This window comes from Hydrogenovibrio sp. (assembly GCF_965140365.1).
In the GTDB taxonomy this organism is placed as follows: Bacteria; Pseudomonadota; Gammaproteobacteria; order Thiomicrospirales; family Thiomicrospiraceae; genus Hydrogenovibrio.
The window spans coordinates 913,650-926,479 of record NZ_OZ223196.1; the positions used below are offsets into that span (position 1 = coordinate 913,650).

Genomic DNA, 12,830 nt, shown 5'->3' on the forward strand with positions numbered 1-12,830 from the left:
AAAAGACCGGGCCATGCCCGGTTTTTTTATGGAAAGTGGATTGTTCAGGCGCGGGTTTGCTGTGCGGTTTGTTGAGCTAAACCGAGCATTTCTTCCGCATGTTTGAGTGTCTGTTCGGTAATTTTCATGCCGCCGAGCATCCGGGCCAGCTCTTCAATGCGCGCGTCGTCATCCAACTTGGTGACTTGGGTTTTCGTTTGGTCGTTTTCGGTGTGTTTGCGAATATTGAGTTGCTGGTTGCCGTATGCGGCCACCTGCGCCAAGTGAGTGATGGAGAAAACCTGGCGATGGCGTCCCAGTTGCTGCATTTTCTGGCCGACCACTTCGGCGATGCCGCCACCGATGCCAACATCCACTTCGTCGAAAATCATCGACGGCAAGCTGGCCACTTCGGCGCTGGCGACCTGAATGGCGAGGCTGATGCGGGAAAGTTCCCCGCCGGAAGCGACTTTGGCCAAGGGCTGTAACGGCTGACCTTTGTTGGCGGTGACTTGGAAGTGCACCTGATCCAACCCGAGTTTGCTGGCTTTGTCGGTGGTGTCGACATCGATTTGGAACAGGCCGTTTTCCATGCCCAGAGTGTGCATGGAGGCGGTGACGTTTTCGCTCAAGCGCTTGGCGGCTTGGGTTCGGGACTTGTGTAACTGCGCCGCTTGTTGGGTGAATTTTGACCAGGCCTGGTCGATTTCCTGTTTTAAAGAGTCCAGCGACGCGCCGGAGTCGGTCAGTTCGGTCAGTGCATCACGAATTTCCTGATGTTTGTTGACCAGCTGGTCCGGGTCGAGTTGGTATTTTTTGGCCAGCCCGAACAACTCGGATAGACGTTCGTCGACCATTTGCAATCGTTCCGGGTCGAGTTCAACATGGTGGCTTTGCGCTTGAATGTCATCCGCCACCGCCTGACAATCAATTTGAATGGAGTTGAGTTGCGTCAGGGCTTCGGCCAGTTGCGGCGAAAACTCGCTGACGTTTTCCAATTCGGAAATCGCCTGACTAAGTTTATGAGTCAGGCCGTCGTCGCCCTCAATCGCTTCATAGGCGTTGTACACCGATTGTTTGATTTCGCTGGCATGCGACAAGGTGTTTTGTTCATCCGATAAGGTTTCGAATTCATCGGCTTGCGGCTGCACCTTATCGAATTCCGACAATTGAAATTCCAATAATTCCAGTTTGCTCTGGCGGTCCGCTTGCGAGGCGTGCAGTTCTTCGTAGCGTCGGTTCAATATTTGCCAGGCCTGGTAGGATTCGGCCGTTTCCGCCAGCTGGTCGTCGTGTTTGGCGTAAGCGTCCAGAAGCGCCAGTTGCTTGCTGGTGTGCATCAGGGTCTGGTGTTCGTGTTGACCGTGAATGTCAATCAGCAGGGCACTCAGGCTTTTCAGTTGGCTAACGGAAGCGGGCAGTCCGTTGATGTAGGCTTTGGAGCGGCCTTCGGATGAGAGCGTACGGCGTAGCAGACAGCTGTTGTCTTCATCCAGTTCGTTTTCGGTTAACCAGTTTTGGACGTCCGGTAAATGGGTAATGTCAAAATCGGCGGTGATGTCCGCTTTGGGTGTGCCATGGCGCACCAAGGCGCTGTCGGCGCGTTCGCCCAACGCCAGCCCGAGGGCATCCAGCAAAATCGATTTACCGGCGCCGGTTTCACCTGTCAAGGTGGTGAAGCCCGACTCGAAATTCAGGTGCAGTTTTTCAATCAAGGCCAGGTTTTGAATGGTCAGTTCTTGTAGCATGTCGCTCCTAAGTTGCTCGGTGCCTGTGACGGCGCGTTTACAGTTTTTGTCCCCAGTTGAGTTTGGCTCTTAGCAGTTCGTAATGGTCATGGTTTTTCGGGTGGACCATTTTAATGAAATTGGGGTGACGCGTCACGATGGTTTCGTAGTGTGCCATAAATTGAAAGGAACGCTGGCCGTCGCAAATGATGGACGCCACGCCGCAACAGTTGGCGTGCGGTCGAATCAGAACTTCGCTGTCGCCGGACACCACCACCGGGCGGTTACTCATGGTGTGCGGGTTGATGGAGACCAGTGAAATCACATTCAAGCCGGCATCGACGATCGGGCCGCCGGCCGATAAAGAATAGGCGGTGGAGCCGGTCGGCGTGGAGACGATCAGGCCGTCGGAGCGTTGGCTGTTCAGGAAACGGTTGTCGACGAAGGTTTCGAATTCGATCATGCGCGGCGAATCGTTTTTGTGCAGCACCACATCGTTAAAGGCCACTTCTTCAAACAGGGTTTCGCCGTCTTTTTTGATGACAACTTTTAACAGTGTGCGTTCTTCGCATTGGTAATCATCGGCCAGCACTTCGTCTAGGGTGTCAAGCATGGTATCGGGTGACACGTCGGTTAAAAAGCCCAAACGCCCGAGGTTGATGCCGAGAATCGGAATGTTGTAATTGACGATGGAACGCGCTACGTCCAGAAAGGTGCCGTCGCCGCCGACGACAATTGCGAAATCGATGGTTTCCAACAGCTCGGAACGTTCCAGGCGTTCAATGCCGTAACGGTCGATGGGAAAATCCGAGCAAGAGCGCTGATCCAGCAGGACGCGCTTGTCCTTTTCCTGAAAGTACAGAATCAGTTTATCAATCACTTCCCAGGATTGAATGCCATTGTATTTGGCAAAAATTCCGATTTTACTGAACATGCGTCATTCCTTGTTCATGCAGGTTGAAAGGGCTTGGCCGTCTTTCCCCACTTGAAAATTTCCGTTTTATACCCATAATGCTTTTGAGTTCAATTTTATGGACTAGAATATTAAGCATCATTTTACGTTAAGCAAGCACTATTTTCTGCCTGACGTTTTTTAAAAGAATTACGAGTGTCGCTGCGCTGTATGAACTTGAATGAACGATCACAACTGCTTTTCAAACACTTAATGGCATTATACCTAAATGAGGGGCGGCCTGTCGGGTCATCCGTGCTGGCGAAAATGCCGGACGTTTCGGTCAGTTCCGCCACCATTCGTAATGTGATGGCAGACCTTGAAAAAATGGGGTTGATCCACGCGCCGCATACGTCGGCCGGACGTGTGCCGACCGAACACGGTTTTCGGGTGTTTGTGGATTCGATTCTGACGGTACAGCCTCTCAATGCCACGTCCATGAAGCAAATCGAACAGGGCTTTAATCAAGCCCAGACCCAGGAAGAGTTGCTGGGGTCGGCCTCGCAAATTTTATCCGGTTTAACCGGTATGGCGAGTTTGGTGATGTTGCCCAATCAGGAGCAGGAAGTCTTGCGCCACATCGATTTTGTGCGTTTGAACGACAAACGGGCTTTGGTGGTGTTGGTGCTGAACGATTTGGATGTTCAAAACCGTGTGATTGAATTTGACGAGCCGGTATCCGCTTCGCATCTGGAGCAGGCCAGCAATTATCTTAACGAGCATTTTGCAGGCCGCCATTTGTATGAAGTGAAGCAGTTGCTGGTGGAACGCATGGATGAATTGCGCAAAACCATGGATCAGCTCATGGTGTCGATTGTCGAGGCGACGGATGAAGCCATTGGCAGTAAAATGCAGCAGGGGATGCCGTATTTTATTTCCGGCAAAACCAATCTGCTGAATTACGACGAATTGGCGGATGCGGAAAAGTTACGCGCCTTGTTTCAATCGTTTGAAGAACACTCCGATATGTTGAATCTGTTCAATAAAAGCCTGCAAGCGAAAGGCGTGCAGGTCTTTATCGGGCAGGAGTGCGGTAATGAAAGTTATCAGAACTGCAGTGTCATTACCACGCCTTACGAGCGCGACGGCGAAGTGATGGGCGTGCTTGGGGTGGTTGGCCCCAGCCGAATGCCGTACGATAAAATCGTGCCGCGGGTCGATATGACCGCACGGATTCTCAGCTCCCTGCTCAATAAATAACCAACCAAACTATCCCAAAAACGACCAGGCCTGGTCATTTCAATCATTTGGCTTCGGTTCGAAAAATTAATGCAAAAAATTTTGTTTCCCGCGCTTGAAACCTTGAAAAGCGCCCTTATAAACCCCGTGATTTTACAGTTATCAACTTCTGGAGATTTTTATGTCTGACAATAAGGCAGAACTGAACGAAGAACACATTCCAACGGCGGAAGACGGTGTTTCCGAAGAAACCCATCAAGCCGAAGACGCGGTTGAGCATGACCTTGAAGCTATGCTGGATGAAGCGAAAAAGGAAGCCGATGCGCAAAAAGAATTGGCCCTCCGCACCTTGGCCGATATGGAAAACTTGAAGCGTCGTACCCGTTTGGACGTGGAAAACGCCCATAAGTTCGCGTTGGAAAAATTCGTTGGTGATTTATTGCCAGTGCTGGATTCTATGGAAATGGGCTTGGATGCGGCGTCAAAAGACGATGCGTCGGCGGACAGCATTCGGGAAGGCCTGGATATGACCTTCAAACAGTTCCTGGATGTGATGCAAAAGTTCAATGTGGAACGTGTCGATCCGGCGGGTGAAAAATTCGACCCGCAATTACACGAAGCCATGACGATGGTGCCGTCGCCGGACCATGAATCACAATCGGTGATTGAAGTCTTCCAAAAAGGCTATATTTTGAACGAGCGCCTGGTGCGCCCGGCCCGTGTGGTGGTGGCGGAGTAAGAACCTAATTAAATCAGGGGCGAAAAAATACCAAAAACTTTTGATGCCGCCCTTGAATAATTTTAGCCGCACCCTATATAGAAGCTAACATAGATAGAAGCTAACACAGAAAACTTTACGTATTAATTTGAAAGGCTTTGTCTCGCAAGGCCATGAAATTTGGAGAAAAACGAATGGGAAAAATTATCGGGATTGACCTCGGGACCACGAACTCTTGTGTCGCGGTAATGGAAGGCAAAGAAACCAAAGTTATTCCGAACGCGGAAGGCGCTCGTACCACACCGTCTATCGTAGCCTACGCTAACGATGGTGAAGTCTTGGTTGGGGATTCCGCCAAACGTCAAGCGGTGACGAACCCTGAAAACACCTTGTTCGCCATCAAGCGTTTGATTGGCCGTCGTGCCGACGATGCCGTGGTGCAAAAAGACAAGGATATGGTGCCTTATAAAATCATTCCTGCCGACAATGGCGATGCATGGGTGGAAGTGGGTGACAAGAAATTGTCTCCGCAAGAAGTCTCTGCGCGTACCTTGATGAAAATGAAGAAAACGGCTGAAGATTATCTGGGCCATGAAGTGACCGAAGCGGTTATTACGGTACCGGCTTATTTCAACGACTCTCAGCGTCAAGCGACCAAAGATGCCGGTAAAATCGCTGGTCTGGAAGTAAAGCGTATCATCAACGAACCGACGGCCGCGGCTTTGGCTTATGGTATGGACAAAGTCAAAGCGGACAGCAAAATCGCAGTTTACGACTTGGGTGGTGGGACCTTCGATATCTCCATCATTGAAGTGGCCGATCTGGACGGTGAAAAGCAAGTTGAAGTGCTTTCAACTAATGGTGACACTTTCTTGGGTGGTGAGGACTTCGATAACGTCATCGTGGATTACATCGCCGAAGAGTTCAAGAAAGACCAAAACGTGGACTTGAAGCTGGATAAATTGGCGCTGCAACGTGTGCGTGAAGCCGCGGAAAAAGCCAAAATCGAGCTGTCTTCCCGTGAACAGACTGACATCAACTTGCCGTATGTAACGGCGGATGCCACCGGTCCGAAACACTTGAACATGAAAATCACCCGTGCCAAGTTCGAATCCTTGATCGAAGGTTTGGTTCAACGTTCAATCGATCCGTGTAAGACAGCGCTTAAAGATGCCGGTTTATCCGCTTCTGAAATTGATGATGTCATTTTGGTGGGTGGTTCTACACGTGTTCCAATGGTTCAGGCGGCTGTTAAGGAGTTCTTTGGAAAAGAGCCTCGTAAAGACGTGAACCCGGATGAAGCCGTGGCCATGGGGGCCGCCATTCAAGGTGGTGTGCTTTCCGGTGACGTAAACGACGTACTGTTGCTTGACGTAACACCGCTTTCCTTGGGGATTGAAACCATGGGCGGCGTGATGACCAAGTTGATCGAGAAAAATACGACGATTCCGACACGTAAGTCGCAAACCTTCTCGACGGCAGAAGACAATCAGTCAGCGGTTACCATCCATGTATTGCAAGGTGAGCGCGAAATGTCCTCCGGTAACAAATCGTTGGGTCAGTTCAACTTGGACGAAATCCCACCGGCACCGCGCGGTACGCCTCAAATCGAAGTGACGTTCGACATCGATGCCAATGGTATCCTGAACGTATCGGCGAAAGATAAGGCCACCAACAAAGAGCAACACATCACGATTCAAGCGTCTTCCGGTTTGTCTGAAGACGAAATCGAAGCGATGGTGAAAGATGCCGAAGCGCATGCGGCGGAAGATGCCAAGCTGAAAGAATTGGTGGAAGCGCGTAACCAGGCCGATGCCATGATCCACGGTACGAAAAAACTGTTGGAAGAACAAGGCGAAGGCGTGGACGCGGCTGAGAAGGAAGCGATTGAAAAAGCGATTGCCGATTTGGAAGAAGCCATTAAAGGTGACGACAAAGACGCGATTGACGAGAAGTCACAAGCTTTGGCGGCCGCCAGCCAGAAACTGGCTGAGAAAGCTTATGCTCAGCAACCTGGCGGTGACGCCGGTGCGCAGGAGCAAGGCTCGGCCAATAACGCGGATGACGACATCGTCGATGCCGAGTTTGAAGAAGTCAACGACGACAAAAAATAATTCGGTTAGGTTCAATAACGGGGCCTAATTGAATACCAAAGTCGGTATAATGCGGGCCATTTTTGGGAACCTCTAATCAAATCCGTTTGGATTCTGGCAACGCCAATTTTTCGTCTTCAAGGCATCCTTTTGCAGTGCTATCCAGATAACACAAAGAAGGATGCCTTGAAGTCGGGAAATTGGCTAAGCCCCTTTGGGCGGGACTTAAAGCCCTCTTCTTCGTTGTTGTGACTCTTGACCTTAAAATGATTAAGGTCGGCGCGTCACGCCTAGAATAAGTGAGCTTTAAGTCCCGCAGAATTTTAAACGGATTTGATTAGAGGTTCCCTAGGGAATGGCCCGTTTTTTTATGCCTTGTTCCACAGATTAATTCCACGGTTCAATTACCATTCAAAAAGATAGGGTAAAGGGTTGAAACCCATAACTGACCAGGCCTGGTGACTTTCGACGTTATCGTATGGTTTTGAATATTAATTGACCGATTAAAAAAGATACCTGAATCATTATGAGCAAAAGAGATTATTACGAAATTCTGGAAGTGTCGGCCACGGCGTCGGACGGTGAAATTAAAAAAGCTTACCGTAAACTTGCCATGCGCTATCACCCGGACCGTAACCCGGACAACAAAGACGCCGAAGACAAGTTTAAGGAAGCGTCCGAAGCCTATGAAATCTTATCCGACCCGCAAAAACGTCAGGCGTATGATCAGTTCGGTCACGCGGGCGTAGATGGCAGTGCGGGTCAAGGCGGATTCGGAGGCGGCGGCTTTGCGGACTTCGGCGATATCTTTGGTGATATTTTTGGTGGCGGCTTCGGCGGTCATCGAGGGCCGCAACCCGGGCATGATTTGCAGTATGAACTGGAAATCTCCCTGGAAGATGCCGTGGCCGGTACCACGGTGGATATTCGTATTCCCACAAAAGAAATTTGTGAAGCCTGTGACGGTTCCGGTGCCGAACCCGGTTCGGACGTACAAACTTGTCCAACGTGTCAGGGTGCGGGGCAAGTGCGTGTTCAGCAAGGCTTTTTTGCCGTGTCGCGCACTTGTCCGAACTGTCACGGTACCGGTAAAATTGTTAAAACGCCGTGTAAGGTCTGTCGTGGTGAAGGCTATAAACACAGTCATAAAACCTTATCGGTCAAAATACCCGCCGGAGTGGATAATGGGGATCGCATTCGTTTGCAAGGCGAAGGTGAAGCCGGTGAGCCAGGCGCGCCGCACGGTGATTTGTATGTGCGTATTCGCGTTAAAGAACACAAAATTTTCCAGCGTGACGGCAACACTTTATATTGTGATATGCCGTTGTCGTTTGCCACCGCCGCTTTGGGCGGCAACATGGATGTACCGACATTGAGCGGTAAAGCCAATTTGAAGATTCCGGCCGGCACGCAATCCGGTCAGCGTTTCAAACTGTCGGGTAAAGGTGTGAAATCGGTGCGTTCGCATCATGTCGGCGACATGGTGGTTCAAGTGCATATTGAAACGCCGGTGAAGTTGACCGAGGAACAGAAAGAATTGCTGCGTACGTTTGACGAAAGCTTGCAAGGTAAGCATCATAAACAGCACAGTCCGAAAACTCATAGCTTCTTCGATTCGGTCAAAGCGTTTTTTACCGGTGACGATGAACAAGAGAAGAAAGGCAAAGACGGACCTTGGAATTAAAAAAGGAATAGCACAATGAGAGTTGCGGTAATCGGCGCTTCCGGGCGTATGGGAAAAAACTTGATCGATGCAGTCACTCAGGCCGAAGGCTTGACTTTGTCGGCGGCCATCGAACGTCCGGGCTCTTCTCTGGTGGGGGCCGATGCTGGTGAGCTGGCCGGCGTGGGAACCTTGGATGTCAAGATTGTTGACCAAATCGAATTGGTCGTGGACGACTTCGATGTGCTGATTGATTTCACCACACCGGATACGACCTTGCACAATATTAAAGTCTGCTTGGCGCATGACAAAAAAATGGTCATCGGCACCACCGGGTTTGATGAAGCCAGTTTGAAAACGCTGCGGGAAGCCGCTGAACGCATTGCCATCGTCTTTGCCGCCAACTTCAGTGTGGGGGTGAACCTGGCGCTGAAGCTGCTTAAGCAAGCGGCAGAAGTGTTGAACGACGGTTATGATATTGAAGTGATTGAAGGTCATCATCGCCATAAAGTGGATGCGCCTTCCGGTACCGCCTTGCGTATGGGTGAGGTCGTGGCCGATACCTTGGGGCGGAATTTGAAAGAATGTGCGGTTTATGGACGTGAAGGCATTACCGGCGCACGTGATCCGAACACCATTGGTTTTGCCACCGTCCGGGCGGGGGATATTGTGGGGGATCATACGGTGTTGTTTGCAACGGAAGGTGAGCGAGTGGAAATTACCCATAAAGCTTCCAGTCGTATGACGTTTGCAAAAGGCGCGGCGCGTTCGTGCCTATGGTTGCAAAATAAAGAAAAGGGCTTGTTTGACATGCAGGATGTTCTTAACTTGCGTTAATCTGGTGGTTCGACGGTTTGAAAACGCCCGTTTTACGGGCGTTTTGCGTTTTTAAGTACCTATAAAACGCTTTGAAATCAAGGCGTTTTGTTAAACGTAAGACTTGTTCACTTTTTTGTTTCTGGGCTTAGCGTTATACTTGATGCCAAGGGCGTTGTTTGGAGCTGCCCGCTTAACAAGGACGCTTAACAAGGACGCTTAACAAGGAGGTGTCTCATGTTGATTTCTCTTCACCCTCGGCCGTTTTTAGCGGTTCGATATTTCTTGTTCTTCCTGTCTTTTTTCTTCGTGTTCGGATTGTTTTCCCCTTTCTCGCTGGCCGCGTCATCCGCTGAGTCGTCGAACATTATTACCGTTCAGCATACGAAAGACATCAAGGTCGTGTACGACATTAACCAGGATCAACAGCAGGCCGGAATCGGAAAAGGCCTGTATTATGTCCGAGGCTTGTTGGAAGCTTATGAAAAGCAAGGCATTCCGGACAGTCAGTTACACATCAGTGTGGTGGTGCATGGGGCGGCCGGCTACTGGTTATTAAAAAACGAACCCTATCAAATGTTCACCAACGACCCCTTTAGCGTTAACACCAATGCGAAGGTGGTGCAGGAACTGATTGATCATGGTGTGAGTGTGGAACTATGTCATGTGACCATGAAAGGGCATGGCTGGACGGCCGAGGATGTTTTGCCTGGTGTGAAAATTGTCTTCGATGCCTACACGCGCATGATTGATTTACAACAGTCGGGTTATGCCTACATCAAATTCACGTAATCAAACATCAGGTTTCATTATCCAAAACGACCAGGCCTGGTCGTTTTTTATGCCAATCTGTCCGTTAAGAGCTTTGTAGAGCGGTTGGAAAAGGGTAGAATCTTTGGCTGTTGCCAAAAAAGTGCGGAATCATTTTTGTTGCACTTTTCGTTCTTGTCCGGTTGTTAGAATGGCGAGGACTCTGAATAAACCATACAAAAAAAGAAACAATTATGAAAGGGAATCTCCCCGTTACTCAAGAAGAATATCCCATCCCGAAAGGACTGACCCTCGTTTCTCGTACGGACCTGAATGGCACGATTGTGGAATGCAATGACAGTTTTGAAATCATCAGTGGTTTCAAGCGCTCGGAATTGATTGGACAACCCCATAATCTGGTCCGCCACCCGGATGTCCCGCCCGTTGTTTTTAAAGACATGTGGCAAACCTTGAAATCGGGTATGCCATGGACGCAAATCGTTAAGAATCGCCGTAAGGACGGCAGCCATTATTGGGTGCGTGCGAATGTAACGCCGGTATATGATATGGAAGGGAAAAACACCGGCTACCTATCCGTTCGTGAGGCCATTTCCGATGCTGAAAAACAAGCCGCCGAAAAAGCGTATCAATCGCTTGGCAAAGGTCAGGCACGGATTGAACAGGGCGACATCCATACAGGAATCAACTGGCAAAAATGGAACCTTTGGACCAAGCTTGGTCCGCGTAGCGAAATGGTGGTATTGGCGCTTTTATTAGGCGTGTTGCCGCTCATTTTGACGCATACGTATTTGGACGTCACACCGACGGTCATCGGAGTGGTTTCGGTGTTGATGTTGGCCGTGGCTTGGCTGATGGGGTCTTATTTGCAGACCAGTATTCAACAGGCTGTGTCGCTGTTACGCAAAGTGGCCGGCGGTGAGCAAGTGCTTGATGTCAAAGTGAAACCGAATTACACCGGTAAATTGTACGGTGCCATTCAATCCAGTGCCCTGGCGATGGGGGCTTACCGTTCAAACCTGGAAACCGAAAGCGACCGTTCACGTCGTCTTCAAATGGCCGTGGATCAGGCCTGGGTAAATATGATGATGTTGGATGCCGATGGTAAAATCGTTTACCTTAATCAGCAGCTAAAGGCGTTTTTTGCCAGCCGAGAAGAAAAGTTGGTGAACGTCATCAAAGGGTTTCGTGCCGCTGAGCTGATGGAACAACCGATGGACCTGTTTAATGTGGATGGCAAAGGCTTTGTTTTGAATCAGGCGGAAACCCAGTATCGAGAAATTGAAATGGCCGACATGCTGTTTTGTTTGAAACTGGTGTCCGTCCACAACCGGGCCGGTGTTCACGTCGGAACCGTGGTGGAATGGGAAGACAAAACGCTCACCGCGCAATTGCTGCAAGAGGTCAAAAAGATTCACGACGGCATTCTGGTTGGCGATTTGGGGTATCGTGTTGATCTGGAGAAAGCCGATAAGGAGTTACGCCCGGTGGCGGAAGCCTTGAACATGACGCTGGACTCCATTGTTCGTTCCATCGATATGTCGACGGAAGTCGCGATAGCGATGTCGGTGGGTGACTTTCAACAGTCCATTGAACAGCCATGTCCCGGCTACTTCGGTGTGGTGAAAGAAGCTCTGACGGTGAGCATGGAGAATATTTCCGACATTCTGTCCGGGGTTCAGGAAGTGTCGGGCCTGATTGATACCGACAGTCAGGAGGTACGTCGCGCCAGTACGGAGCTGAGTTCCAGTTCACAAAGCCAGGCGGCGTCAATTGAAGAAACCTCGGCATCGATGGAAGAAATGACCAGTGCGGTACAAAGCAGTTCCGATAATGCTCAGGATGCTGCGTCTCAAACACATGATGCCGCGGCCAAAGCGGCGCAAGGTGTCAAAGTCATGCAAGATGCGATTCAATCGATGGAAGCGATTAGCCATGCCAGTCAGCGCATCGGCGACATCATTACCTTGATAGACTCCATCGCTTTCCAAACCAACTTGTTGGCGTTGAACGCGGCGGTAGAAGCGGCGCGTGCCGGTGAACATGGTCGTGGTTTTGCGGTGGTGGCAGGCGAAGTCCGTAATTTGGCCGGTAAGTCATCGGACGCGGCCAAAGAAATTCGTGGGTTGATTGAAGATACTTTGGAAAAAGTCGAACAAGGGTCCTCGTATGTGAATAACTCCGGTGAGTCTTTGAATGAAATTCACCAATCCATTCAAAAAGTACAATCGATTATTGACGATATTTCCAAATCGAGCCGAGAACAAACGCAGGGGATTTCGCAGGTCAATATTGCCATCAGCGACATCGATTCTCAGGTTCAGAAAAATGCGATCATGGCGGAAAGCACCAGTCAGACCGCCAAGCAACTGGAAAGCCTGACTCATGCGATGACCCAAAATGCCCAGACATTCAAAATCCAACCGAAATCGCATAAGACAGCCTTGGATGCAGATGCCAACTTTGTGCGCATTCGTATGGCACATCGTCAATGGCGGGCCAAGGCACGGGCTTACATTCACGGTTTTGATGTGGGGGTGGAACCGCAAAAAGCCGTGGACCCGAAAGCCTGTGAGTTGGGAGAATGGATTTACGGTGCGGGGCAGCAATATGCTTCTTTTCCAAGCTTTCAACAGTTAGAGCAATCACACCAGGCCATGCATGCCCATATCGGCAAAATCATTCAATTGAAGGAAATCGGCGACAACGTCAGTGCCGAAATGAGCCTGGATGAATTGGAACGACTGAGTCGTGAAGTGGTGAATGCCATTAATGACATGGAAGCCTACTTGGCCGAGACGAGCGGTTCTCGAAGTACTCAAACGGAAGTGTTATTGGGCTCCGGTTCGTGATGCAAACGGTTTGACTCTGTTTTCGAAATATTACAAAATCCGCCAGGCCTGGCGGATTTTTTGTATGGGCGAATCGAAACAAA

9 protein-coding genes are annotated in these 12,830 nt (G+C 50.0%); 7 read left to right on the plus strand and 2 right to left on the minus strand.

The features are described 5' to 3' along the window. Positions 1 to 44: 44 nt before the first annotated feature. Together recN and AC0KH7_RS04325 are read right to left on the minus strand one after the other, a co-directional pair. Positions 45 to 1,727, minus strand: coding sequence for a DNA repair protein RecN (gene recN / locus AC0KH7_RS04320; protein WP_472371023.1), 1,683 nt, complete (start codon positions 1,725 to 1,727; stop codon positions 45 to 47). A 37-nt stretch (positions 1,728 to 1,764) separates the two neighbouring features. Next, the gene (locus AC0KH7_RS04325; protein ID WP_472371025.1) at positions 1,765 to 2,640 is read right to left on the minus strand and encodes an NAD(+) kinase; all 876 of its coding nucleotides are present in this window, start codon (positions 2,638 to 2,640) and stop codon (positions 1,765 to 1,767) included. Between the two features lie 174 nt (positions 2,641 to 2,814). On the opposite strand from AC0KH7_RS04325, the gene hrcA reads away from it, so the two are divergent. The 7 genes from hrcA (at position 2,815) to AC0KH7_RS04360 (ending at position 12,747) form a co-directional block, all read left to right on the plus strand. Continuing rightward, the gene (gene hrcA, locus AC0KH7_RS04330) at positions 2,815 to 3,858 is read left to right on the plus strand and encodes a heat-inducible transcriptional repressor HrcA (RefSeq protein WP_472371027.1); all 1,044 of its coding nucleotides are present in this window, start codon (positions 2,815 to 2,817) and stop codon (positions 3,856 to 3,858) included. Positions 3,859 to 4,018: 160 nt separating this feature from the next. Continuing rightward, entirely contained in the window at positions 4,019 to 4,576 is a 558-nt protein-coding gene (grpE, locus tag AC0KH7_RS04335) for a nucleotide exchange factor GrpE (protein WP_472371029.1), read from the plus strand. 173 nt (positions 4,577 to 4,749) lie between these two features. Beyond that, positions 4,750 to 6,669, plus strand: coding sequence for a molecular chaperone DnaK (gene dnaK / locus AC0KH7_RS04340; RefSeq protein ID WP_472371031.1), 1,920 nt, complete (start codon positions 4,750 to 4,752; stop codon positions 6,667 to 6,669). 505 nt (positions 6,670 to 7,174) lie between these two features. Then, complete coding sequence (gene dnaJ / locus AC0KH7_RS04345) at positions 7,175 to 8,332, plus strand: molecular chaperone DnaJ (RefSeq protein ID WP_472371033.1); 1,158 nt, start codon at positions 7,175 to 7,177, stop codon at positions 8,330 to 8,332. Between the two features lie 15 nt (positions 8,333 to 8,347). Beyond that, on the plus strand, positions 8,348 to 9,148 hold the full coding sequence (dapB, locus tag AC0KH7_RS04350) for a 4-hydroxy-tetrahydrodipicolinate reductase (RefSeq protein ID WP_472371035.1): 801 nt from the start codon (positions 8,348 to 8,350) through the stop codon (positions 9,146 to 9,148). A gap of 216 nt (positions 9,149 to 9,364) precedes the next feature. Then, entirely contained in the window at positions 9,365 to 9,919 is a 555-nt protein-coding gene (locus tag AC0KH7_RS04355) for a DsrE family protein (protein WP_472371037.1), read from the plus strand. A 212-nt stretch (positions 9,920 to 10,131) separates the two neighbouring features. Continuing rightward, entirely contained in the window at positions 10,132 to 12,747 is a 2,616-nt protein-coding gene (locus AC0KH7_RS04360; protein ID WP_472371039.1) for a methyl-accepting chemotaxis protein, read from the plus strand. Positions 12,748 to 12,830: the final 83 nt, after the last annotated feature.

Excerpts from the sequence above, each read along its gene's own strand:
- grpE (WP_472371029.1), top strand. The coding sequence starts at position 4,019 with ATGTCTGACAATAAGGCAGAACTGAACGAAGAACACATTCCAACGGCG.
- AC0KH7_RS04355 (WP_472371037.1), top strand. The coding sequence starts at position 9,365 with ATGTTGATTTCTCTTCACCCTCGGCCGTTTTTAGCGGTTCGATATTTC.
- dnaJ (WP_472371033.1), top strand. The coding sequence starts at position 7,175 with ATGAGCAAAAGAGATTATTACGAAATTCTGGAAGTGTCGGCCACGGCG.
- dapB (WP_472371035.1), top strand. The coding sequence starts at position 8,348 with ATGAGAGTTGCGGTAATCGGCGCTTCCGGGCGTATGGGAAAAAACTTG.
- dnaK (WP_472371031.1), top strand. The coding sequence starts at position 4,750 with ATGGGAAAAATTATCGGGATTGACCTCGGGACCACGAACTCTTGTGTC.
- AC0KH7_RS04360 (WP_472371039.1), top strand. The coding sequence starts at position 10,132 with ATGAAAGGGAATCTCCCCGTTACTCAAGAAGAATATCCCATCCCGAAA.
- AC0KH7_RS04325 (WP_472371025.1), bottom strand. The coding sequence starts at position 2,640 with ATGTTCAGTAAAATCGGAATTTTTGCCAAATACAATGGCATTCAATCC.
- recN (WP_472371023.1), bottom strand. The coding sequence starts at position 1,727 with ATGCTACAAGAACTGACCATTCAAAACCTGGCCTTGATTGAAAAACTG.